The organism is Streptomyces johnsoniae, assembly GCF_031845565.1.
Classification (GTDB): Bacteria; Actinomycetota; Actinomycetes; order Streptomycetales; family Streptomycetaceae; genus Streptomyces; species Streptomyces johnsoniae.
The window spans coordinates 186,078-209,892 of the sequence record NZ_JAVREV010000010.1 but is presented as its reverse complement, the minus strand read 5'-3'; the positions used below and the strand labels follow the sequence as shown (position 1 = coordinate 209,892).

The 23,815-nt window shown below is 72.1% G+C and carries 17 protein-coding genes; 15 read left to right on the top strand and 2 right to left on the bottom strand.

Annotation, left to right across the window (positions count from 1 at the left end):
* The first annotated feature begins 9 nt into the window (after nucleotides 1-9).
* The 6 genes from RM779_RS19385 (at nucleotide 10) to RM779_RS19360 (ending at nucleotide 9,865) form a co-directional block, all read left to right on the top strand.
* The gene (locus RM779_RS19385) at nucleotides 10-777 is read left to right on the top strand and encodes an RraA family protein (protein ID WP_311618995.1); all 768 of its coding nucleotides are present in this window, start codon (nucleotides 10-12) and stop codon (nucleotides 775-777) included.
* 79 nt (nucleotides 778-856) lie between these two features.
* Complete coding sequence (locus tag RM779_RS19380) at nucleotides 857-2,719, top strand: right-handed parallel beta-helix repeat-containing protein (protein WP_311618994.1); 1,863 nt, start codon at nucleotides 857-859, stop codon at nucleotides 2,717-2,719.
* A gap of 211 nt (nucleotides 2,720-2,930) precedes the next feature.
* On the top strand, nucleotides 2,931-3,851 hold the full coding sequence (locus RM779_RS19375; RefSeq protein ID WP_311618993.1) for a CoA transferase: 921 nt from the start codon (nucleotides 2,931-2,933) through the stop codon (nucleotides 3,849-3,851).
* Complete coding sequence (locus tag RM779_RS19370) at nucleotides 3,848-5,044, top strand: carbohydrate ABC transporter substrate-binding protein (protein ID WP_311618992.1); 1,197 nt, start codon at nucleotides 3,848-3,850, stop codon at nucleotides 5,042-5,044. Before RM779_RS19375 ends, RM779_RS19370 begins: the two co-directional genes overlap by 4 nt.
* A gap of 74 nt (nucleotides 5,045-5,118) precedes the next feature.
* The gene (locus tag RM779_RS19365; RefSeq protein WP_311618991.1) at nucleotides 5,119-7,563 is read left to right on the top strand and encodes a glycosyl hydrolase family 95 catalytic domain-containing protein; all 2,445 of its coding nucleotides are present in this window, start codon (nucleotides 5,119-5,121) and stop codon (nucleotides 7,561-7,563) included.
* Nucleotides 7,564-7,594: 31 nt separating this feature from the next.
* Nucleotides 7,595-9,865: an Ig-like domain-containing protein gene (locus RM779_RS19360; protein WP_311618990.1), complete on the top strand. Its 2,271-nt coding sequence runs from the start codon at nucleotides 7,595-7,597 to the stop codon at nucleotides 9,863-9,865.
* Here RM779_RS19360 and RM779_RS19355 read toward each other — a convergent pair.
* Together RM779_RS19355 and RM779_RS19350 are read right to left on the bottom strand one after the other, a co-directional pair.
* Nucleotides 9,855-11,792: a glycoside hydrolase family 127 protein gene (locus RM779_RS19355; protein ID WP_311618989.1), complete on the bottom strand. Its 1,938-nt coding sequence runs from the start codon at nucleotides 11,790-11,792 to the stop codon at nucleotides 9,855-9,857. The two genes, RM779_RS19360 and RM779_RS19355, sit on opposite strands and share 11 nt — an antisense overlap.
* Before the next feature lie 6 nt (nucleotides 11,793-11,798).
* Nucleotides 11,799-12,530, bottom strand: coding sequence for a GntR family transcriptional regulator (locus tag RM779_RS19350; protein WP_311618988.1), 732 nt, complete (start codon nucleotides 12,528-12,530; stop codon nucleotides 11,799-11,801).
* 193 nt (nucleotides 12,531-12,723) lie between these two features.
* Between RM779_RS19350 and RM779_RS19345 the strand changes: the two genes are divergently transcribed.
* The 9 genes from RM779_RS19345 to RM779_RS19305 are packed head-to-tail and all read left to right on the top strand — an operon-like array spanning nucleotide 12,724 to nucleotide 23,788.
* Nucleotides 12,724-13,704, top strand: a complete 981-nt coding sequence (locus RM779_RS19345; RefSeq protein ID WP_311618987.1) for a dihydrodipicolinate synthase family protein — start codon at nucleotides 12,724-12,726, stop codon at nucleotides 13,702-13,704.
* Entirely contained in the window at nucleotides 13,694-15,688 is a 1,995-nt protein-coding gene (locus tag RM779_RS19340; protein ID WP_311618986.1) for an ABC transporter substrate-binding protein, read from the top strand. Before RM779_RS19345 ends, RM779_RS19340 begins: the two co-directional genes overlap by 11 nt.
* A gap of 18 nt (nucleotides 15,689-15,706) precedes the next feature.
* Nucleotides 15,707-16,708, top strand: a complete 1,002-nt coding sequence (locus RM779_RS19335) for an ABC transporter permease (RefSeq protein WP_311618985.1) — start codon at nucleotides 15,707-15,709, stop codon at nucleotides 16,706-16,708.
* Nucleotides 16,709-16,714: 6 nt separating this feature from the next.
* Nucleotides 16,715-17,896, top strand: a complete 1,182-nt coding sequence (locus RM779_RS19330) for an ABC transporter permease (RefSeq protein WP_311618984.1) — start codon at nucleotides 16,715-16,717, stop codon at nucleotides 17,894-17,896.
* Between the two features lie 22 nt (nucleotides 17,897-17,918).
* Nucleotides 17,919-18,992 carry an ABC transporter ATP-binding protein gene (locus tag RM779_RS19325; protein ID WP_311618983.1) on the top strand — a complete coding sequence of 358 codons (1,074 nt, stop codon included), beginning with the start codon at nucleotides 17,919-17,921 and terminating at the stop codon, nucleotides 18,990-18,992.
* Nucleotides 18,993-19,018: 26 nt separating this feature from the next.
* A complete protein-coding gene (locus tag RM779_RS19320) occupies nucleotides 19,019-20,062 on the top strand; it encodes an ABC transporter ATP-binding protein (protein ID WP_311618982.1) in 1,044 nt (347 codons plus the stop codon).
* The gene (locus RM779_RS19315; RefSeq protein ID WP_311618981.1) at nucleotides 20,059-21,156 is read left to right on the top strand and encodes a sialidase family protein; all 1,098 of its coding nucleotides are present in this window, start codon (nucleotides 20,059-20,061) and stop codon (nucleotides 21,154-21,156) included. Before RM779_RS19320 ends, RM779_RS19315 begins: the two co-directional genes overlap by 4 nt.
* Nucleotides 21,153-22,568: a DUF5060 domain-containing protein gene (locus RM779_RS19310; protein ID WP_311618980.1), complete on the top strand. Its 1,416-nt coding sequence runs from the start codon at nucleotides 21,153-21,155 to the stop codon at nucleotides 22,566-22,568. The genes RM779_RS19315 and RM779_RS19310 overlap by 4 nt, the downstream gene beginning before the upstream one ends.
* Nucleotides 22,565-23,788, top strand: coding sequence for a DUF5605 domain-containing protein (locus RM779_RS19305; protein WP_311618979.1), 1,224 nt, complete (start codon nucleotides 22,565-22,567; stop codon nucleotides 23,786-23,788). The genes RM779_RS19310 and RM779_RS19305 overlap by 4 nt, the downstream gene beginning before the upstream one ends.
* The last annotated feature ends 27 nt before the right edge of the window (nucleotides 23,789-23,815 follow it).

Below are 23,815 nucleotides of genomic sequence, written 5' to 3'. Positions count from 1 at the left end.
AGAGCGTCAGTGGAGGACCACCCCGTGTGGGACTTGCCCGTGCGCGGCGCCACACCAGGCACCGCCGCCCCAGAACTCCTGCGCGAGCTGTCCGGCATCTCGTCGGCCACCGCGTGCGCCAAGCTGCACGCCCAGGGCATCCGGCGCACGTTCGTCTCCGGGCCCCGCCCGCTGACGGCCGGGCAGGCGGTCGTCGGCCGCGTCCGCACCCTCCAGTTCATGCCGCAGCGCGAGGACGTCGCCTCGGGCCTCGGCCACGAGTACGTCGAACGGCACACCGCCCTGTGGGCGGTGCTCGAAGCCGTCGAGCCCGGGGACGTGCTCATGGTCCAGGCCTACGGCAGCACGCACACCGGCTGCTTCGGCGACATGCTGGTGCGCTACTTCCAGCGCAAGGGCGGCGCCGGGATCGTCGTCGACGGCTGCGTCCGCGACCTCCCCCGGGTGCGCCAGACCGGCCTCCCCATCTGGTCGACCGGCGCGACACCGCACTACGCCTCGCAGGCGGAGCTCTTCCCCTGGGCCTACGACGTGCCGATCGCCTGCGGCGGCGTCCTCGTACTCCCCGGCGACCTGGTCGTGGCCGACGACGACGGAGCCGTGGTGGTGCCGCGGCGGCGCGCCGAGGCGGTGGTCGCCGCCGCGCGCGAGCACGAGGAGTGGGAGCGCTTCAGCCGCGCCCGGATCGAGGAGGGAGGAGCACTCGCCGACTACTACCCGCTGACCGCAGAGACCCGTGCCGAGTACGAGCGCTGGCGCGACCGGAACTCCGCCTGACGACCCCGCCCCCCACCTTAAGAACCCTCAATCCCGGAACCGGAGAAGCCGACGTTCCGACACGCAAGGAGATCCCGTTTTGCTCAGAACCCGTAGACCGAACCGGAGCCTTCCGGTACTGGCGGCGAGCACCCTGCTGCTGGTCGCCGGAGCCGCACTGCCCGGGGACGCCGTCACCGCCGCCGATGGGTGCGAGCCCCGGCAGTTCTTCGTCTCCCCGGACGGCAGCGACCGGGCGGAGGGCGACAAGGACGACGCCTGGCAGACGATCGAGCACGCCCGCGACCACCTGCGCGAGGAGGGCCTGACCCGGCGGATGCGCTGCGACATCGTGGTGAACCTCCGGGCCGGTGACTACCAGGTGGACCAGGCCCTGGAGTTCGACGAGAACGACTCGGGAACGCGCGGCCACGAGGTGATCTACCGCAGCTACGACGGCCCCGGGGAGGCGCGCGTCGTCGGCGCCGAGCGGGTCACCGACTGGGAGGAGTACCAGGACGGCATCTACCGTGCCGACGTCGGTACCGACAACCCGTTCCACACCCTCTTCGAGGACGGCCAGCGGGCCACCACCGCCCGCTACCCCAACCGCGCCTCGGACGAGGAGTGGGCGCCGTACCTGTTCTCCGTGCTGAAGGAGCCGGAGAAGGAGGGCGTGCGCCAGTGGTTGTACTCCAACCCCGGTGACTGGGACCCGAGCTGGGACCTCGACGACGCCGAGGTGTTCATCTGGTCGGGCGGCAGCTGGAGCTGGTTCACCGACACGGTGCCGATCCAGAACCCCACCTGGGAGGACAACCAGATCACCATGGAGTACTGGACCCGCTACGCGCTGATCAACAGCCGGAGCGGATCACGGTACTTCCTCCAGAACTCCCTGGACTTCCTCGACCAGGCCGGCGAGTACTACCTCGACTACGACGAGGGCCAGCTCTACTACAAGCCGCGCGGCAACATCGAGGACGTCGAGATCATGGCGCCGGTCGCGGACACCCTCATCGAAGTGGCGGGCAGCAGCCCGGAGGAGCGGGTCGAGAACATCACGTTCGACGGTCTCGCCCTTCAGTACAGCGACTTCGTCGACTGGTACCGCTTCGGCTGGATCAGCGCGGGCGACTCGGGTTACCGGCACGAGTATCCGGAGTACGACCGGCAGATCGAGATGCCCCGCAACCGCTTCGGCGCGGTGACGGTGACCAACAGCCGCGACATCACCCTGTCGAACATGCGCATCTCCGACACCGGCTACCACGCCGTCTACGCCCTCTTCGCCAACGAGGGGCTGACCGTCCAGGGCAGCCTGCTGGAGAACATCGGCGCGGACGGCATCAAGGTCGAGGGCCCCTACCCGGGCGAGGGCGACACCTCCTACGGCCACCTCTTCACCAACAACTACATCACGCACTACGGGGAGCTGGTGCCCGGCGACGCCGCGGGCGTGGAGCTGATGAACACCGGCCGGAACGAGGTCAGTTACAGCCACATCGAGCACAGCGCCCGCTACGGGGTGAGCCTCGAAGTGCGCCCCGAGGTCGCGGCGGAGGACAACTACGCCCGCGACAACGTCTTCGAGTACCTGCGCATCGAGGATGTCGGGCTGGACAGCGGCGACATGGGCGCCTTCTACACCTACGGCGTCGACAACGCCGAGCCGCACCCGATCGACAACCACGTGCGGCAGGTCGTCATCGGCGACGTCATCCCGGACGATTCGATGCCCGACAGCGGCACCCGCGGCGTGCACATGGACGCCGGCGGCTGCGGGTTCAGTTTCACCGACATCGAGGTCGGCGAGGTCACCGACGACAAGTACCAGAGCTACCAGTGCAACACCGTGGAGAACGCCAACTGGCAGGAAGAGTTCGACACTTCGCGGATGGAGTACGACCGGATCGGCGTCCAGGACTCCTTCCCCTACCCGGTGCCGGAGGAGACCTCCTGACAGTCGGCTGAACGGGCCGCACCGGCCCCCTGAGCACCGCGGGCGGCCCGCCGCCGGGCCGCCCGCGGCGGGCGATCCACCACACGCGCGATCCGCGGACGGCGTGCCCGGCACCCCGAGCGCCCCGGGCGAAGCCGCCGACACAGCACCCCCGGGACGACGGGACACCGGACGACGGACAACGGGACAACGGGACAACGGAGGAAGCACCATGGGAATTCTGGACGGCTACCGGGTGGTCGACCTGTCGGTCACCGGGGCGGGGCCGCCCCCGGCGACGCGCCTGGGCGACCTCGGCGCCGACGTGGTCACGGTGGAGGAGCAGCGGCCGGAGCGGCCGGAGCGGCCGGACGACGCGGGGAACGGCCGGGCGCGGGCCGCCGGGAGCACCGCGACCATCGCCCTTCCCGCCCGCGGCAAACTCTCCCTCACCGTGAACCTCGCCACCGCCCGGGGGCGGTCGGTGGTGCTCGCCCTGGCCCGCGACGCGGACGTTCTCCTCCAGGACTACCTGCCCGGAGTGGCCGAACGGCTCGGCGTGGACTACCCGACGATCCGCCGGGCCAACCCCGGCATCGTCTACGTCTCGGTCTCCGGCCGGGCCCCCGCGGGGCCCCGGCCGGACGACGCCCTGACCGCCGACTCCGCCCTGGAGGGGACGCTGGCGGCCCTGCTGCACCGGGAGCGCACCGGAGAGGGCCGGTTCGTCTCGGTGACCGCCGGGCGCCCGGCGCGAACGCCCGAGCCGCCCGGCCGTACCCGGGTCCGCGCCCCCTACCGGGTGTTCGCGACCAAGGACGGCCACCTCGCCCTGGCCATGCCGCCGCTCGAACCCCTCGGTGACGCCCTCGGCCTGCCGGAGCTGGGCGGCCGGGGCACAGGCGGCCACAACTGCCGGGACGAGATCACCGCGCTGGTCCGGCTGCGGCTGCCGCGCCGCACCACCGCGGAATGGCTGGACCTGTTCGCGCGGCACGGTGTCGAGGCCGGACCCGCCACCCCGGACTCCGGGAACGGCACCGCCCCCAGGACCCGGCACGACGGCTCCCGCGCCGGGCCCGGCGGCCCCGGGCACCGGGTGTGGCCGCTGCTCGCCGAGGACTCCCTCGGCGTTCGGGGGGAGGCGTCATGACCGTTCCGGTGATCGCACCGCGCACGGCGGCCGACGAACTGCGCGGCCTCACCTGGGACCACCCGCGCGGCTACGGCCCGCTGGAGGAGCTGAGCCGGATCGACGCCTCGGTGCCGACCGGCTGCGAGACGGTCGGCCGTCCGCTGCGCTGGGACCGGCAGCCGCTGTCGGGGTTCGAGTCGACGCCGATCGCCGCACTGGCCGCCGACTACGACATCCTCGTCGTCGACCACTCCGGGCTCGGCGGCGCGGTCGAGGCCGGCTGCCTGGTGGCGATGGAGGTGCTCTTCGGCCCCGCCGAGCTGGCGTCCTGGCGCGAACGCAGCGTCGGCGCCAGCTTCGACAGCTACGTCCTGGACGACCGCACCTGGGCGCTGCCGCTGGACGCCGCCGCCCAGGTCGCCGCCGTCCGCCCGGACCTGATGGGGGAGCGGGACCTGCCCCGCACCTGGGAACAGGTATGCGCGCTGCCGAACGAAGTGCCGGTCACGCTCTGCCTGGGCGGGCCGCACGCCTTCCTCACCTTCTGCTCGCTCTGCCTGGCCCAGCGCGGGGAGCCCGCCCCCGACGGCGGCGACGACGCGCTCTTCCCGCGCGAACACGGGCTCGCCGCGCTGGAGACGATGGCCCGGCTCGCCGCCCGCACCCCGCCGGAACTGCGTTCCGCCGACCCGGTCGCCGTGCTGCGGACGATGGCCGCCGGCCAGGGCCCGGCCTACTGCCCGCTGGTGCACGGCTACGTCACCTACACGCGCTCGGGCCCCTATCCCGTGACCTTCTCCGCACCGCCCGCCTGGCTGCCCGGCGGCCGACCGGGCAGCGTGCTCGGCGGTGCCGGGCTCGCGGTCTCCAGCCGGCGGACGGGCGACGCCGCCGCGCGCGCCGCGGTCCGCGACCACCTGCGTCGACTGCTCGCCGACCCGGTGCAGCGCGAGCTGTTCCCGGTCACCGGCGGACAGCCCGCCGCCCGGTCGGCCTGGACCGACCGCTGGACCAACGACCAGTGGGGCGGCTTCTACCGCTCCACCCTCGCCACCGTCGAGCAGGCCTGGGTGCGCCCGCGCTGGCCCGGCTACCCCGCGTTCCAGCAGGCCGCCGCGAGGCTGCTGCGCGACGGGCTGGCCGAGGGCCGGCCGCACCGGGTGCTGCTGGACGAGCTCGACGCCCGCCACCGTGCGGAGAGACGCCGATGACCACGGACCCCGCCCGGCCGGGTGCCGGACCCCCGCCGTCCCCGCCGCCCCCGAGACGCAACTGGAGCCGAGCCATGCCTGAGTTGTCCCGACGCCATGTCCTGGCCACCGCCGGAGCCGGCGCGGCGGCCACCGCCCTGTCCCCCCGAGCCGCCGGTGCCGCGGAGCACGCCTCGAACGCCGAAACCCCCGGGGGAGCGCACGGGGAAGCGTCCGGTGCCGGCGGACACGGGCCCAACCCCATGCGACTGTGGTACGTCGCCCCGGCCGCGGAGTGGTTGCAGGCGCTCCCCGTCGGCAACGGCCGCCTCGGTGCCATGGTCTTCGGCGGCACCGACACGGAACGCCTGCAACTCAACGAGGACAGCCTGTGGGCCGGCGGTCCGCACGACTACGCGCGGCCCGACGCCGGGGAGTACCTGGAGGAGATCCGCCGCCTGGTGGTGGAGGAGAAGTGGTACCAGGCGCAGCTTCTGGCCGACACCCACTTCCTCGGCACCCCCTCCGAGCAGGCGGCGTATCAGGTGCTCGGCGACCTCGAACTCGCCCTCGCCGGGACCGGCGAGGTCAGCGGCTACGAGCGCGAACTCGACCTGGAGACCGCCGTCACCCGCGTCCGCTACACCCGCGGCGGGGTGCGCCACACCCGGGAGGTCTTCGCCAGCTCGCCCGACCAGGTCATCGTCGTGCGGCTGACCGCGGACGCCCCCGGCGCCATCGGCTTCACGGCCCGGTTCACCACCCCGCAGCGGGCCACCGGTTCGGCCGTCGACGATCGCACGATCGCGCTCGACGGCGTCAGCGGCGACTGGTTCGAGCTACCCGGCTCGGTGCGCTTCCGCGCCGTCACCCGCGCGGTCACCGAGGGCGGGCGGACGAGCACCGACGCCCAGGGCGCCCTGAGCGTGGCCGACGCCGACGCGGTCACCCTGGTCATCTCCCTGGCCACCAGCTACCGCGACTACCTGGACGTACGAGCCGACCCGGTCGCCCGCGCCCGCCGCCACCTGATCCCGGCCGCCGGAACGCCGTACGCCCGGCTGCGGGAGCGCCATGTGGCCGACTACCGCAGGCTGTTCACCCGCGTCGACATCGATCTGGGCACCTCGGACCGCGTGAACCTGCCCACGGACGAGCGGATCGGGCTCTTCGCGGACGGCGGCGACCCGCAGCTCGCCGCGCTGTACTTCCAGTACGGCCGCTACCTGCTGGCCTCCTGCTCCCGCGCCCCGGGCCAGCCGGCCAATCTCCAGGGCCTGTGGAACGACAGCATGAACCCGTCCTGGGAGTCCAAGTACACCGTCAACATCAACTTCGAGATGAACTACTGGCCGGCCGGGCCCGCGAACCTCGCCGAGTGCTGGGACCCCGCCGTGGACATGATCCATGAGCTGGCCGAGTCCGGCGCGCGCACCGCCAAGGCGCTCTACGACGCCTCCGGCTGGGTGCTCCACCACAACACGGACGGCTGGCGCGGCACCGCGCCCGTGGACCACGCCCATTACGGCCTGTGGCCCACCGGCGGCGCCTGGGTCAGCCTGATGCTGTGGGACCACTACCTCTTCACCGGGGACACCGGGGCCCTGAGCCGCAACTATCCGGTGATGAAAGGCGCGGTGCGGTTCTTCCTCGACACCCTGGTCGAGGACGCGGGCACGGGCTGGCTGGTCACCAACCCCTCGCATTCGCCCGAGGTCACCCACCACCAGGACGAGGGCGAGAGCGTCAGCGTCTGTGCCGGACCGACCATGGACATGCAACTGCTGCGTGACCTCTTCGACGCCTTCCGGCAGGCCACCGACGTGCTCGACCGGGACCACGGTTTCGCCGAGCGGGTCGGCGAGGTCCGCGACCGGCTGGCGCCGATGCAGATCGGCTACCTCGGCCAGCTCCAGGAGTGGCTGGTGGACTGGGAAGAGGCGGCGCTCGCCAAGAACCGGCACGTCTCCCACCTGTACGGGCTGTTCCCCAGCGCGCAGATCACCCCCAGGGGCACGCCCGAGCTGGCCGCCGCCGCCGTGAAGACCCTGGAGCTGCGCGGCGCCGCCGGAACGGGGTGGTCGCTCGCCTGGAAGATCAACATGTGGGCGCGGCTGCTCGACCCCGTGCGTGCCTACGAACGGCTTGGCGAGCTGCTCACCCCGGCCCGCACCGCGCCCAACCTCTTCGACCTTCACCCGCCGTTCCAGATCGACGGCAACTTCGGCGGGGTGTCGGGGATCACCGAGATGCTGTTGCAGAGCCACGCGGGCGAGGTGGAGCTGCTCCCCGCGCTCCCGGACGCCTGGCCCGCCGGCTCCTTCCGCGGGCTGATGGCGCGCGGCGGCTTCGAGATCGACCTGGAGTGGGGCCCGTCCGGCGTGACGCGGGCCGTCGTGCGCTCCCTGCTGGGCAATCCCGTCCGCGTCCGTACGCCGCACCGCGTGGATGTCACGGGTGCCGAGCCCGACCGGCCGGAGGAGCACGTGGTCGCCTTCGGCACCCGGCGGGGGAGCACGTACGTGCTCCGCCCCGCGTAGGCCGTTCCCCACCGACCAAGGAGTAGCGAACGTGACCGATATCAACGGAAGAGCCGCCCGGCCCACGGCATTCGGGCGGCGCGCCTTCGTGACCGCGGCCGGCACCCTGGTGGGCACCGCCGCGTTCGGCGGCGTGGCCCGCGCCGCCGCGCCGCGCGGGGAGGCGGTCGCCGCCCCCGCGGACGTGCTCGCGTTCCCCGGCGCCCAGGGCGGCGGCCGGCATGCCACCGGCGGCCGCGGGGGTTCGGTGTACGAGGTGACCACCCTCGCCGACTCCGGCCCTGGCTCGCTGCGCGACGCGGTCTCCGCGGGCGACCGCACCGTGGTCTTCCGGGTCTCCGGGACGATCCACCTGGCGGGCGGCCTGGACATCACCGGATCGAACCTCACCATCGCCGGGCAGACCGCCCCCGGCGACGGAATCTGCGTCGCCGGCAACGAGACGGAGATCAAGGCGGACAACGTCATCCTGCGCTACCTGCGCTTCCGCGGCACCGACGTCCTCGGCACCCCCATCGACACCTTCAAGATGGAGGGGCGCCGGGACGTCATCATCGACCACTGCTCCTTCAGCTGGGGCGTGGACGAGACCTGTTCCACCTATGGGAACCGGAACGTCACCGTGCAGTGGTGCATCGTCGCCGAGGGACTCACGATGTCCGCGCACGAGAAGGGCCGGCACGGCTACGGCGGGCTGTGGGGCGGCGACAATGTGACGTTCCATCACAATCTGTTCACCCACAACGGTGCGCGCAACCCCCGCTTCAGCTTCGTGGAGGACGTGGACCTGCGGGCCGACCTGCGGAACAACGTCATCCACAACTACGGCTACAGCTCGGTGCACGGCGGCGAGTGGTCCGTCGGGGTCAACGTCGCCGACAACTACTACAAGCCCGGCCCTGACACCCTCGCGGAAGCCGCCCCCGTGCTCCTCGCCCCCGGGCGCGGCGGTATCTGGTACGTCGGCGGCAACGTCATCGAGGGGCACCCCGACATCACCGCGGACAATGCGCGCGGCGTGGACATCCCCGTCGGCGGCGTCACGCTGCTGGACGAGCCCGTCACCTTCCCCGACGAGATCGAATGGCAGACCCCGCAGGAGGCGTACGAGGCGGTGCTCGACGGCGCGGGCGCGATCCTGCCCCGCCGGGACGCCGTGGACGCCCGGCTGGTCGCGGACGTGCGCGCCGGGACGGGCCGCATGATCAACTCCCAGTCGGAGGTGGGAGGACTGGTCACCCTGGCGTCGACGGCTCCGCCCGCCGACAGCGACCACGACGGGATTCCCGACGACTGGGAACGGGCGCACGGCCTGGACCCGGACGACCCGGCCGACGCGGCGGCGGTCGACCCGGCCACCGGCTACACCCATCTGGAGCTCTACCTCAACTCCCTCGGCCGCACCGGCGCGCCCAACCCGGTCGCCGGGATCACCGCCCCGGCGCCCCACACGGTCCTCACCGGCGAGTCCGGCAGCCACGACGTGGTGATCGAGGCCGAGGCCACGGCGCAGGAGGACGCGGACATCGCCCGGGTGGACTTCTACGCCGGCGCGGAGAAGCTCGGCGAGAGCACCGCCGCTCCGTACCGGCTGACGTGGCGGGACGCGCCGGAGGGCACGCACTACCTGACGGTCCTGGTCACCGACACCACCGGCACCGCCACCACCTCCACCGGGGTGCCGGTGCACGTCAACCGCGTCACCGACCTGGGGCCCTGGACCTCCGTGGACATCGGCGACGTGCCCATCCCGGGCGCGGCGGCGCTGGTCGACGGGGAGTTCACGGTGCGCGGCTCCGGCCGCGTCCAGGGCCGGAAGGACTCCTTCCACTTCGTATACCAGCCGATCGAGGCCCCGGACGACGAGGTGGTGGAGATCATCGCCCGGGTCGACTCCGTGAGCCCCGTCTACGCGGACGTGCTGGGCGGCATCATGATCCGCGAGAACCTCACCGAGGACTCCGCCTTCTGCCTCATGGGCGTCGCCGTCTCGGCGGACGGGCTGGTCGGCACCTGCAAGCGCATCGCCTCGACCGGCGAGGAGATGAGCGTCGGCACCTACCCCTTCGAGGAGGGCGAGGTCCTTGAGGACCAGCCCTACTGGCTGCGGCTGACCCTGCGCGGCGACGAGTTCACCGCGGAGATCTCACCCGACTCGCTCCAGTGGACCCGCGTGGGCTACGAGCGGATCTCCATCGGTCCCGACCTTTACGCCGGGCTCGTGGTCGACGCCAACAAGGAGGCGAACCTGACCGCCAACTACACCACGGCCAGGTTCAGCCAGGTGCGGATCAACCGCTGAGCAGCGGCATCCACACGCGCATCGCGCCGTCGCCGCGGTTGTCCCACTGGAAGTAGGGCACCGCGGTGACGGCCGCCGCCCGCCGGCGGTCGGCGGCGTGCGGCCCGCCGTGCCTGCGGTACGGCAGACCCGCCTCGTGCTCGCCCGCGACGGCCACCGCGTCGGCCCGCAGCACCACGGTGCGGCCGGCCCCGTCGAGGTCCTCGCGCTCGACCTCCTGGAACGTGACGCCGGGCGGCAGCGCCAGGTCGTCGACGTCGGTGCCCGCCTCCTGGTCGACCTGCTCGAAGCAGTAGACCAGCGGCCCGCGTTCGACCGCCGCGCAGCCGCGGACGGCGTCGACCCGCGGGTGGGGCACGGTCAGCCGGGGCGCCATGTCCAGCCGCAGCGTGACCGTGTCGCCGGAGCGCCAGTCGCGGCGCAGCACGGCGTAGCCCCGCTCGTCACGTTCGGCGGGGTAGCGCTCGCCGTCCACCTCAAGAGAGGTCCGCGCGCTCCACGGGGGTATCCGCAGGGCGAGCGCCCACGGCTGCGGGGGCGCCTCGGTGACGGTGACCCTGACGGCGCCGTCCCACGGGTACCCGGTCTCCACGCGCAGCCCGAGCCCGCCGCCCGCGAGCGGGCAGGACAGCGTCAGGGGCGTGAACTGCTGGAGGTGGAGGGTGGGGCAACCGGCGTCCTCCGAGACCGTCACCGCGTAGTGCTCGAGGGAGCCGACCAGGCGCGTGACGGCCGGCGGGCAGCAGGCCGAGAAGAACCACTCGTCCCGCCAGCGCGGATCGCCGACCGCCTCCGCGTGGTCCGCACGGCGTTGCAGCGGATTGCCCTTGTAGTAGCGCCGGCCGTCGGCGGAACGGGCCGCGCCGAAGGCGTTGAACACCGTCCGCTCGATCAGGTCGGCGTACCGGGCGTCCCCGGTGGCCAGCAGCAGCCGCCAGCTCCACTGGACGCTCGCGGCCGACGCGCAGGTCTCGTTGTAGGCCAGGTCCGGCGGCAGCTCGTAGCGCTCCCCGAAGACCTCGCCCACCTGCCGCGAGCCGAGCCCGCCGGTCAGCGCCGTCTTCGTGGCCGCCATGTCGGCCCAGCGGGCGGCGGAGGCCGCCAGCAGCGCGGAGTCGCCCGTCTCCACCGCGACGTCGACGATCCCCGCCTCCAGGTAGAGGCCGCGTACGGCGTGCCCGGTCAGCGTCGGTGCCTCGCGCACCGGGAGGTGGTCCTGCCGGTGCGCCGAGCCGTGCTTGTGCCGGCCGACCAGGCCGCGGCCGCGGCGCTCGACGAACGCGGAGGCCAGCTCCAGGTACCGCCGTTCGCCCGTCACCCGGTACAGCTCCACCAGCGCGGTCTCCACCTCCGGGTGGCCGTCGAGCCCGGGTCCCGGGCCGGCGAGGAAGACGTCGGCGAGATGGTCGGCGAAGCGCCGGGCCACCGTGAGCAGCCGCCCGTCCGCGTCCGCCGCGGCGCGGTGCGCGGCCACCGCCGCCTGCATCAGGTGCCCCGCGCAGTACATTTCGTGGCTGTCCACCAGCCGGGACCAGCGCCGGTCCGGCTCGGCCACCTGGTAGTGGGAGTCGAGGTAACCGTCCTCCTCCTGCGCCCGTTCCAGCAGGCGCGCCGTGCGCCCGACGAAGTCCGACAGCGCGGCATCGGGGCCGTGCCCCAGCTCCCAGGCCGCCGATTCGAGGATCTTGTGGACGTCCGAGTCCATGTACACCGGCCCGCGGTACCCGCCCTCCGCCTCGCCCGCGGCGATCCGCAGATTGCGCAGGTTGCCGGCCTTCTCCAGCCACTCGAGCGCAAGCGGCAGGCTGACCTCGCGGTTGACCCGCTGCCACCGAAGCCAGGGGCCGCCGGTCAGCCGGACGTGGGACGAACTGGGCGGCCGGTGGGCCGTATGGGCGGTGGGGGAGGGGAGAGCGGGTCCTTCCATGAGCTTTCACTCCATCCTGGGTCGGGCGAGGAAGGCGATGGTCTGGTCGCGCACGCGGAGGATGTGACTCTCCAGCAGCTCCCTGGCCCCGAGCCGGTCACCGCTCTCCAGCGCGTCCACGATCGCGCGGTGCTCGGAGACGGCGGCGTTCAGCCGGGAGGCGGTGATGGGGGCTTCGAGACCGGTGCGCGTGACGTGGATGCTCAGGTGCAGGTCGTCGTGGAGGTCCAGCATCATGGGCAGGCCGCCCAGCTCGACCAGGGAACGGTGGAAGGCGCTGTCGTTCTCCCGGAACTCGATGTACCGCTCCGGGTCGCGCAGCGACAGCCGGGCCAGCTCCCCGGCCTCGTCCACCAGTTCGCGCAGGCGCGCGGGCGGCTCCCGGTCGGTGCGCTCCGCGAAGAGGCGCAGGCTGTGCGACTCCAGCATCAGCCTCAGCTCGAAGAGCTCGTAGAGGCTGGACAGCGAGGGGATCGCCACGGTGAAGCCGGCGGTGGCGTCGTACGCCAGCAGGCCCCGCTCGTACAGGCGCCCCACCGCGCTGCGGACGGGGGTGCGGCTCATGCCGAGCCGCCGGGCGAACTCGCGCACCGGCACGGGCTGGCCAGGGGCGGGCCTCTCCTTCGTCAGCCACTCCACCAGGGCCCGGCGCGCGTGGTTCTCAAGGCTCTCCGCGGCGGGCGCCGCGGACGACGACGCCGACCCCTGCTGGGCCGATGTCGTTCTCGGTGAGATCATGCCGCCTCCCTGGCGCTCCACGACTGGGTGTCCGGGCACTCGGCCCGGCCCCTCCGGCTCGGGGCCATGGTATGCCGCTGGTCGATCGTTCGTCTGCCCCGCTCGGACCGCTCCGATACCGCCGCGGAGAATCCAGTCGCACGAGGGTTGACGCTATATTACCCGCCCTGCACACTCGTGGCATACCACTGACATGCCCCCGGAGATGCCCATGCCGTTCCGGAACCTTCACGGCGTCATCGCGCCCATCATCCTGCCCATGGCCCCGGATGGGGCGGTCGACGTCCGTTCCCTGGAATGCCACCTGCGTCACCTGTTCGACGCCGGGGTCCACGGACTCTGGGTGAACGGCACCACCGGTGAGTTCCACGCCCTGGACGTGGCGGAGCGCGCCGTCGCCGTCCGCGTCGCGGCCGAGGTCGCCGCCGGCCGCGCGCCGGTGGTGGCCCACGTGGGCGACACCGCGACCCGGCTCGCGATCCGCCACGCCCGGGCCGCGGTGGACGCGGGCGCCGACCAGGTGTCCGTCATCGCGCCCTACTTCGCCGAGCTGAACCGCGAGGAGCTGCGCGACCACTACCGCCGGATCGCGGAGGCCGTGGGCTTCCCGATCCTCGCCTACCACATGCCGCGGCTCACCAAGTTCGCACTGACCGCGGACTGCGTGGTGCGGCTGGCGCAGGAGGGGGTGCTCGCCGGGATCAAGGACAGCGACGGCGACATGGCCTGGTTCCGGCGGCTGGTACGCCGCTCCGCGGCGGCCGGCTCGGAGCTGCGGTGCTTCACCGGCGGCAGCGCCATCAGCGACCTCTCCCTGTTCGTCGGGGCCTCCGGGGTCACCTCCTCGCTGGCCAACCTGACCCCCAGCCACCTCGTGGCGCTGTACGACGCCGCGCGGGCGGGCGACTGGGCGCGGGCCCGGCTGATGCAGGACCAGCTCGACGACCTCCTGGAGGCGATGCGCCTGGCACGCCGGGCGCCGACCCTCTCCACGGTCGTCAGCACCTACAAGTTCGTACTCGCGAGCCTCGGCCACATCGACGCCGACCACGCCGCGGAGCCGCTGGCCCTCCTCGACGAGGACGAGCGGCAGCGCCTCACCTCGACGGTGGTGCCGATGGTCCGCGAGCTGGAGTCGGCGGTTCGCGCGAAGGAGCGTGGAGATGACACCTGAACGGAATGCAGGCCGGACCCTGAACAGACGGGACCTGCTGCGCGGCGGTGCCGGGCTGTTCGTGGTCGCCACCGCGTCCGGCTGCGGCTTCTTCGACACCGACCCCGCGGGGGAGGAGAGCAGCTCCGGGGCGAAGGGCAAGGAGGCGCCGTCGCTGCGCGAGCGGGTCGAGCGAGGCGAACTGCCTCCGGTGGAGGAGCGCCTGCCCGACAGCCCGCTGGTGGTCGAGCCGCTGGAGCGGACCGGCGTCTACGGCGGCACCTGGCACTCGGCGATGCTCACCCAGGAGGACGTGTCCTGGCTGCGCTACACCCTCGGCTACGAGCCGCTGGTGCGCTGGGCCCCGCACTGGGAGGGCTCGGCGGCCACCGAGATCCTGCCCAACGTCTGTGAGAGCTACGAAGTGGTGGACGGCGGCAAGGAGTACGTCTTCACCCTGCGGCGCGGACTGAAGTGGTCCGACGGCGAGCCCGTCACCGCCGACGACTTCGACTTCGCCTTCAACGACTACAACATCTACTCCGAGCTGCACCCGGACTCCATCTACGCCCTGTGGCTCTCCCAGTCCGGGGAGCCCGCGCGGTTCGAGAAGGTCGACGACCACACCGTTCGCTACGTCTACGAGGAGCCCAAGGCGGGCTTCCTGGAGCAGATCGCCGGCACCTCGGGCGTGGTGATGTGCCTGCCCAAGCACTACCTGAGGCAGTTCCACGCCAAGTACAACGACGACGCGGAGGGCGTGGCCCAGGACGCCGGGATGAACCGGTGGGTCGATCACATCGTGGTCCAGGCGGACCCGTGGGCGAACCCCGAACTCCCCACCCTCAACGCCTGGCTGGCGCAGAACGAGGTCGGCGAGGGCCCCTCCGTGATCGCCGAGCGCAACCCGTACTACTGGAAGGTCGACCCCGACGGCAGTCAACTGCCCTACATCGAGAAGATGGTGTGCGAGGTGGTGCAGGACGTCGAGGTCGAGGTGCTCAAGGTCTCCAACGGCGACCTGGACATGCAGCTGTACCACTTCGGCACCATCCGCAACAAGCCGGTGGTCGCCGCCAGCCAGGAGGAGGGCGGCTACGAGCTGATCGACTTCGTTCCCAGCACCGTCAACACGATGGTCATCGGCTTCAACCAGACCCACCCGGACGCCGCCCGGCGCGAGGTCTTCGCCAACAAGGACTTCCGGATCGGCCTGTCCCACGCGATCAACCGGCAGAAGATCATCGACACCCTCTTCGGCGGACAGGGCCATCCCTGGCAGTGCGCGCCCATCCCCGGCAGCGACCTGCACGACGCGGAAATGGGTGAGCAGTACACGGCGTACGACGTGGACCTGGCGAACGACTACCTGGACCGCGCCGGCTACACCGAGCGCAACGGGGACGGCATCCGGCTGCGCGAGGACGGCGGGGCCATCTCGTTCAACGTGCTCGTGGTGTCCGACTATGCCGATCAGGTCGACGCGCTCGACCTGATCCGCGCCGACTGGCGGGAGGTGGGCGTCGAGGTGACCATCCAGCGGATGGCGGAGACGCTCTACTGGGAGCGGGTCGAGGCGGGCGAGGCCGAGGCGTCCACCTGGACCGGTGGCCCGTTCGACATCCGTACCGGCGCCGGCGGCAACCACTACTACCTGCCGTCCAATCCGCGCGGCTCCTCGCGGTTCGCCTCCGAATGGGCCAAGTGGTACACCCGCCCCGGCCGGGACGGCACCGAGCCGCCGGAGCGGATCAGGCAGCAGCTCGAACTCTTCGACGAGATGCTCGTCACCTTCGACGCGGCGGAGGCCACCGCCCTCGCCCGGCAGATCCTGGAGATCACGAAGGAGGAGTTCTTCTACATCGGGATCTCCACCCCGCCCACCGAGTACGGGGTGGTGAAGACGAGCTTCCACAACGTGCCGGACTCCTTCACCGGTTCCGTGGCCTACCAGGCCCCGGGACCGAGCAACCCGGAGCAGTACTTCATCTCCGACGAGGCGTGACGGAGGCGGGGAGAGAAGATGCTCACGTTCCTCGTCCGGCGCCTGCTGCTCATGGTCGTGACCCTGTTCGCGATCTCGCTGGTCTCCTTCTTCATCATCAGCCTGCCGCCCGGCGACTACGTCTCCACGCTCGAGGCACAGGCCGAAGCAAGAGGCGAGCTGATGAGCGACGGCGAACTGACGGCGCTCCGGGCGAGATACGGCCTCGACCAGCCCTTCTTCAGTCAATACTGGACATGGATATCCAATATCGTCCTGCACGGAGACTTCGGCCAGGCGTTCGCCTGGAACGGCAGGCCGGTCTCCGACCTGATCTGGGACCGGGTCGGCCTGTCGTTCTTCCTGTCGGTCAGCACCCTGCTGTTCGTGTGGGCGATCGCCTTCCCGATCGGCATCCTCTCCGCCGTGCGGCAGTACTCGACCGGCGACTACCTCGCCACGTTCTTCGGGTTCGTCGGCATGGCGATCCCCGAGTTCATGCTCGCCCTGCTCTTCATGTACATCGGCATGCGGTACTTCGGCCAGAGTCCGGGGGGACTGTTCTCACCGGAGTACCAGGACGCGGCGTGGAACCTCGGGAAGCTGCTCGACCTGGCCTCCCACATGTGGCTGCCGGTGCTGATCATCGGCATGTCCGGGACGGCAGGGCTGATCAGGATCACGCGGGCGAACCTGCTGGACGAGCTGTACAAGCCCTACGTGGTCGCCGCCCGCGCCAAGGGCCTGCCCGAGTGGAAGCTGCTGCTGAAGTACCCCGTGCGGATGTCGCTCAGCCCCTTCTTCAGCACCGTGGGCTGGCTGCTGCCCGGCCTGATCAGCGGCGAGACCATCATCTCGATCGTCATGAGCCTGCCCACGACGGGGCCGCTGCTGCTCGGCGGGGTGGAGAACCAGGACATGTACCTGGTGGGCAGCTTCGTGCTGATCCTCAGCGCCCTCACCGTCGTCGGCACGCTCATCAGCGACCTGATGCTGGCCTGGTGGGACCCCCGCATCCGGTACCGCTACGAGGGAAAGTGAGCGCGCATGCTGTCATGGCCCCGTGCGCTGGTCAGGAAGGGACGGCGGGACACCGGCGGCGGCTCCTCACCCGAGGAGTCCGCGGCGCGGGAGGCCGGCGCCGACCCGGAGCTGGGCCGCGCCTCGCAGTGGCGCCTGGTCTGGCGGAAGTTCCGCAAACACAAGCTGGCCGTCGGCGGCGCGGTCGTGGTCCTGGCCGTCTACCTCGTCGTCGTCTTCGCCGAGTTCCTGGCGCCCGCCTCCGCGAGTGCCACCGACGAACGGCTCACCTACGCGCCGCCGCAGACGATCCAGGTGGACTTCAGCTTCTCCGACGGCCTCGATCTCTACGTCTACGGGTACGAGACCCGGCGGGACCCGGAGACGTTCGAGCAGAAGCACACGGTCGACACCTCGCAGAAGATCCCGCTCCGGCTCCTCCCCCGCGGGGAGTCGTACGAGATGTGGGGCCTCATCCCGATGGACCGCCACCTCTTCGGTCCGGTGGACGCCGACCAGCGGGCCTACTTCCTCGGTGCGGACAGATCCGGGCGGGACCTGCTGTCGCGCATCATCCACGGCGCGCGGGTCTCGCTGTCCATCGGGCTCATCGGAGTGGTCGTGAGCTTCGCGCTCGGACTGTTCTTCGGCGGCATCTCCGGCTACTTCGGCGGGGCACCCGACACCATCATCCAGCGCATCATCGAGTTCCTCATGGCGATCCCCACGCTGCCCCTGTGGCTGGCGCTCTCGGCCGCCGTGCCCCCCGACTGGGGGCCGCTGATGCGCTACTTCGCCATCACCACGATCCTGTCGGTGATCGGCTGGACCGGCCTGGCCCGGGTGGTGCGCGGCCGCTTCCTCTCCCTGCGCGAGGACGACTTCGTGATCGCGGCCCGGCTCGACGGGTGCGGCAGACGCCGGATCATCTTCCGCCACATGGTGCCCTCCATGTCCAGCCACGTGATCGCCTCGCTGAGCATGGCGGTGCCCGCCATGATCCTCGGCGAGACCGCCATGAGCTTCCTCGGCCTCGGCCTCCAGTCCCCTGCGGTCAGCTGGGGCGTGCTGCTCCAGGAGGCGCAGAACGTGCGGACCATCGAGACCGCGCCGTGGCTGATGCTCCCCGGTCTTGCGGTGTTCGTCACCGTCCTGGCCATGAACTTCGTGGGCGACGGGCTGCGCGACTCCGCGGACCCGTACAAGTGAGACCCGAGCCGAAGGAGAAGCCGTGAGCGAGACCGTCCTGCGGGTGAGGGGCCTGCGCACGCACTTCGCCCTGGACGACGGCGTGGTCAAGGCCGTGGACGGCGTCGACCTGGACATCGCCCGCGGGGAGACGCTGGCCGTGGTCGGCGAGTCGGGCTGCGGCAAGAGCGTGATGGCCCGCTCGATCCTCCGCCTCGTCGACCGGCCCGGGCGGATCACCGGGGGCGAGATCTGGGTCAGGCAGCCCCCGGACGGCATGGTCGACCTGGTGTCCGCCGACACCCGGGCCGTCCGCGCCGTGCGGGGCAAGCGCATCGCCATGGTCTTCCAGGAGCCGATGACGTCGATGAGCCCGATGCACACCCTCGGCAACCAGATCGGCGAGGTCATCCTGCTCCACGAGCGGGTCACGAAGGCCGAGGCCCGCAGGCGCACCATCGAGCTGCTCGGCCGGGTGGACATCCCCGACCCCCGGCGCCGCGTCGACGAGTACCCCTTCCAGATGAGCGGGGGCATGCTCCAGCGGGCGATGATCGCCATGGCCCTGGCCTGCAACCCGGAACTGCTCATCGCCGACGAGCCGACGACCGCCCTGGACGTCACCACCCAGGCCCGCATCCTGGAGCTCCTCCGCTCCCTCCAGGACGACTTCGGCATGGCGGTCATGCTGATCACCCACGACCTGGGGGTGGCGGCGCAGATGGCGGACCGCGTCGCCGTGATGTACATGGGCAACGTCGTCGAACGCGGCGATGTCGTGTCCGTCTTCCGCTCCCCCCGCCACCCGTACACGAAGGCGCTGCTGCGCTCGATCCCCAGACTGGGCACCGGGGCGCGCGAACGCCTCAGGCCCGTGCGCGGCATGGTGCCCCACGCCTACCGCAGGCCGTCCGGCTGCCCCTTCCACTCGCGCTGCGAGGAGTTCATGGCCGGGCGGTGCGACGTGACGGTGCCCATGCCCGTCGCGGGCCCGGAGCCGGGCCGTGAGGTGCGCTGCCTGCTCTACGAGGACACCGGGGCCGCCCCCGACCGGGCCGGCGGCCCCGGGAACCACCCGGACAGCCACCGGGAGAGCCGCGAGGAGGAAGGCACGTGAACCCGCCGCCGGGAAAGGATGGTCCCGTGACCAGCACCACCGCAGCCCCGCGCGAGGACGTCGCGCTGCTTGAGACGCGCGGGCTGACCAAGCACTTCCCCCTCCGGCGCGGCCTGCTGGGGCGCGTCGCCGGCCAGGTGCGCGCCGTCGACGGCGTCGACCTGCGCGTTCCCGCCCGGCGCACCGTCGCGCTGGTCGGGGAGTCCGGCTGCGGCAAGTCCACCCTGGGGCGCTGCCTGCTCCGGGTGTACGAGCCGACCGCCGGACAGATCCTCTTCCGGAACCCCGCCGACGGCGGCACCGTGGACCTGGCCGCGCTCGACGAGGCGGCGCTCAAGCCGTACCGCAGCCAGATCCGCATGGTCTTCCAGGACCCGTTCGCCTCCCTGAACCCGCGGATGACTCTGCTCCAGATCGTCGGCGAGCCGCTGCGGGTCAACCGCGGTCTCGGCCGGGAGGAGCTGGAGGAACAGGTCGCGGAGCTGCTGCGCCGGGTCGGCCTGCGTCCCGAGCACATGCGGCGCTACCCCAACGCGTTCAGCGGCGGCCAGCGCCAGCGCGTCGGCATCGCGCGGGCACTGGCGCTCTCCCCGCGGCTGGTGGTGGCCGACGAGGCGGTCAGCGCCCTGGACGTGTCGGTGCGCGCGCAGATCCTCAACCTGCTGAAAGACCTCCAGGACGAGGAGGACCTGACCTACCTCTTCATCTCGCACGACCTCGGCGTGGTCGAGTACATGGCCGACGAGGTGGTGGTCATGTACGTCGGCAGGGTCGTCGAGACCGGCGCCACGGACGAGTTGTACGGCCGGCCGCTCCACCCCTACACCGAGGCGCTGCTGTCCGCCGTGCCCGACCCGGACCCGACGGCGCGCCGCCAGGAGCGCATCGTCCTGCGCGGCGAGGTCGCCGACCCCTCGCGGGTGCCGGCCGGCTGCCCCTTCCACCCGCGCTGTTTCCACGCCCGCGACCGGTGCGCCACCGAGGTCCCGGCGCTGCGCGAGATCCGGCCCGGCCGCAAGGCGGCCTGCCACTTCGCCGAGGAACTCGAACTGAGGGGAGTCCGCTCGTGAACGATCCGCGCTTCGACGGCGTGGTCAGGACATCGCCGGGGGACCCGGCGCTGCGGGAGGCGCTGCTGCCCGTGCGCCACCCGGGCGACAGCCACGCGGCCAACCTCCTGGAGCTGGACGACGGGGACCTGCTGTGCGCGTGGTTCAACGGCCCCGAGGAGGGCGACCCGGGCACCGACATCGTCCTCTCCCGGCTGAGCCGGGGCGGGGAGCGCTGGTCACAGCCGCTGCCGCTGGCCCAGGACCCGGAGCGCTCCGAGCAGAATCCGGTCCTCGCCCAGGACGCCGAGGGCACCGTGTGGCTGTTCCACCCCTCCAACACCCCGCACGACCAGAAGACGGCGCGGCTGATCGTGCGCACCTCGCGGGACCGCGGCAAGACCTGGAGCGAACCGCGCGTCCTCTTCGAGGGGCCCGGCATCTTCGTGCGCAATCCGCCGCTGTTCCTCCCCGACGGCTCCTGGCTGCTTCCCGCCTACTGGTGCCGTCCGGGCGGTGAGCACAGCACCGTCATGATCAGCCAGGACGGTGGCGGAACGTGGCGCGAGCACGACCTGCCGGACAGCGACCACCTGGTGCAGATGACCGCAGTGCAGCGCGCCGACGGAAGCCTGTTCGCCATGTTCCGCAGCCGCGCCGCGGACCGGATTCACGCCTCCGAGTCCTTCGACCAGGGCCGGACCTGGCAGCCGCTGACCAGGACCGAGCTGCCCAACAACAACTCCGCCGTCCAGCTCACGCGGTTGGCCGGCGGCGCCCTCGCCCTCCTCTACAACGACGCCACGCTGGAGCGCGACCAGTTCCGCTGGGTCGGCGAGGGCGCGGGGCGGCGGAAGAAGGCGCTGCGCACCCCGCTGACGCTCGCGCTGTCGGAGGACGGCGGACGCACGTGGCCCTACCGTCGCGACGTCCAGACGGCTGATGAGGAGTACCGGGACAGCCAGCTGGGCTACTCCTACCCCAGCATCGTCCAGACCCGCGACGGGGCGCTGCACCTCGCCTACTCCTTCCTCCGCAAGACGATCAAGTACGTGCGGCTCGACGAGGACTGGGTCAGGGCGGCGGCCCCCGGGCCGGGGAAGGGCCGCTCGTGACCGTGGAGCGGTGGGGGGTCTTCGAGATCGCCCTCGACGGACCGGCGCGCGGCAACCCGTACACGGACGTCAGGCTGAGCGCCGCGTTCCAGTACCGCAACCGGACCGTGGAGGCCGACGGCTTCTACGACGGCGACGGCCGCTACCGCATCCGGTTCATGCCGGACCGGGTGGGCACCTGGACTTACGTCACCCGCTCCGACGCGCCCGAGCTCGACGGCCGGCGCGGCACGTTCGACTGCGTCCCGCCAGGGCCGGGCAACCACGGCCCGGTGCGGGTGACCGGCACGCGGTTCGAGTACGCCGACGGCACCCGTTACCTCCCCCTGGGCACCACCTGCTACCACTGGACGCACTACGCGGACGACGCCTTCGAGGAGCTGACCCTCAGCTCCCTCGCCGCCTCGCCGTTCACCAAGGTCCGCATGTGCCTGCTGCCCACCAGGCAGATGACGCCGCCGCTGCTCGCCTTCCCCGGCGACACCCCGGGCGCGCTGGACCGCACCCGCTTCGAGCCCAGGTTCTTCGCCCGTTTCGAGCGGCGGGTGCGCGACCTGCTCGCCCTCGGCATCGTGGCGGACGTCATCCTCTTCCACCCCTACGACGAGGGGCACTGGGGCGTCGACGACATGAGCCGCGAGCAGGACCTCTTCCTGCTGCGCCACACGCTGGCGAGGCTGTCCGCCTACCGGAACGTGTGGTGGTCCATCGCGAACGAGTACGACTTCAACCGTGCCAAGACCCTGGAGGACTGGGACCGGCTGGGCCAGTTCGTCCAGCGGCACGACCCCTACCAGCGCCCGCGGTCCATCCACAACGGCACCCGGATGTACGCCTACGAGCGGATCTACGACTTCACCCGGCCCTGGACCACCCACCAGAGCATCCAGCACTGGGACGCCCGGCTGACCGGCGACTGGCTGGCCGGCTGCCGCAAGCCGGTGGTCATCGACGAGATCGGCTACGAGGGCACGGTCGACAGGCGCTGGGGGAACATCACCGCCCGCGCGCTGACCCGCCAGTTCTGGCACGCGGCCGTGGCCGGCGGGTACGTGGGGCACGGCGAGTGCTACCCGGACGCCGACCGCGACGGCGCCGCCTGGATCTCCAGGGGCGGCCGGCTGCGCGGCGACAGCGTGCCGCGCGTCGCGTTCCTGCGCCGGCTGCTGGAGGAGGGCCCGGCCGACCTTCCCGCGGCGCGGCGGCGGGGGGAGTACTGGCTGGAGTACTTCGGCGACCGGCAGCACGCCCACCGGGACGTCCGGCTGCCGGTCGGCGCCGCGTACCGCGTCGACCTGGTCGACACCTGGGGCATGACCGTCACCCCCCTGGACGGCACGTACCGCAACAACGTCCGGGTGGCGCTGGGCGGCCGGCAGGACATGGCTCTGAGGATGCGGAGGGTGGAGTGAACGACGCCGCGAACCGGGTGCGCCCGTCCGACGAGGTGGAGCGGTGGGGCGTCCTGGAGCTGCCCCTGCCCGGCCCGCCGCCCGGTCCTGGGCCGGACCCCGAGGTGGTCTTCGTCCACGGCGGGCGCCGCTTCACCGCCGCGGGCTTCACCGATGACTCGGGCCGGCGCGTGGCCCGCTTCATGCCGGACGAGGAGGGCGTGTGGCACTACCGCGCCGCCGGCACGGAGGGCACCTTCGTGTGCACCCCCGCCGGGCCGGGCAACCACGGCCCGGTGCGGGTCCGCGGGCTCCGCTTCCACCACGCGGACGGGCTCCCCTTCCACCCCCTCGGCACCACCGTGGCCCAGGTCACACAGCCCACCCTGCGGGCGCTGGCGGCCGGCCCGTTCAACCGGGTCCGCCTCCGCTGCCCGGCCGGCGTGCCGCTCACCCGGCTGGAGCGGCAGGTCCGCGGCCTGCTGGCACTCGGCATCGAGGCCGAGGTGCCGCTGCAGGGGCGCGACATCGCCGGGACCGTCGCCCGGCTGGCGGCGTTCCGCAACGTCTGGTGGTGCGCGCCACGCGACCCCGAACTCCAGGCCACCATCCTGGAGTTCGACCACGGCCGCCACCCGCTGACCGTCCACGGCGGCCCGGAGACCGACTTCGGCGCCCCCTGGATCACCCACGCCAGCGTGCGACACGAAGAGCCGCGGGCCGTCGCCGGACTCATGGCGGACCTGCGCAAGCCGGTGATCCTGGACGACTGCGGCGCCGAGGGCGACGCGCAGCAACCCCGGCTGAGCCTGCCGGCGCCCGAGCTGGTCTCCCGGATCTGGGAGGGAGTGTGCCAGGGCGGCTACGCCACCCACGGCGAGTCCTACGGTTCCCGGCCCTGGCGGACGCACGGCGGCGCCCCGGACGGCGAGGCCCCCGCCCGCATCGCCTTCCTGCGGGAGATCCTCGCCGACGCGCCCCCAGGACTGCGGCACAACCCCGTGTACTACGACGCCTCGACGGTCGAGGTGCCGGGCGAGTACTGCCTGACGTACCTGGGCCCGCACCGGTATCCGGCACGCCACTTCCGGATGGGCGAGGGCACCTGGCGGATCGAGGTGATCGACGTCTGGAACATGACGATCGGCGCGCCGGTGACCGTACGGGCCGACCGGTTCGACGTGGAGCTTCCGGCGCTGCCCTACCACGCGGTGCGCGTCCGCCGGGCGCCCGCGGTGTGAGCCGCGGGCGCCCGGCGGACGCGGCCC

Coding starts and splice junctions, on each gene's coding strand:
- RM779_RS19355 (WP_311618989.1), bottom strand. CDS start 11,792: ATGGAAGGACCCGCTCTCCCCTCCCCCACCGCCCATACGGCCCACCGG.
- RM779_RS19365 (WP_311618991.1), top strand. CDS start 5,119: ATGCCTGAGTTGTCCCGACGCCATGTCCTGGCCACCGCCGGAGCCGGC.
- RM779_RS19330 (WP_311618984.1), top strand. CDS start 16,715: ATGCTGTCATGGCCCCGTGCGCTGGTCAGGAAGGGACGGCGGGACACC.
- RM779_RS19345 (WP_311618987.1), top strand. CDS start 12,724: ATGCCCCCGGAGATGCCCATGCCGTTCCGGAACCTTCACGGCGTCATC.
- RM779_RS19335 (WP_311618985.1), top strand. CDS start 15,707: ATGCTCACGTTCCTCGTCCGGCGCCTGCTGCTCATGGTCGTGACCCTG.
- RM779_RS19350 (WP_311618988.1), bottom strand. CDS start 12,530: ATGATCTCACCGAGAACGACATCGGCCCAGCAGGGGTCGGCGTCGTCG.
- RM779_RS19370 (WP_311618992.1), top strand. CDS start 3,848: ATGACCGTTCCGGTGATCGCACCGCGCACGGCGGCCGACGAACTGCGC.
- RM779_RS19375 (WP_311618993.1), top strand. CDS start 2,931: ATGGGAATTCTGGACGGCTACCGGGTGGTCGACCTGTCGGTCACCGGG.
- RM779_RS19340 (WP_311618986.1), top strand. CDS start 13,694: ATGACACCTGAACGGAATGCAGGCCGGACCCTGAACAGACGGGACCTG.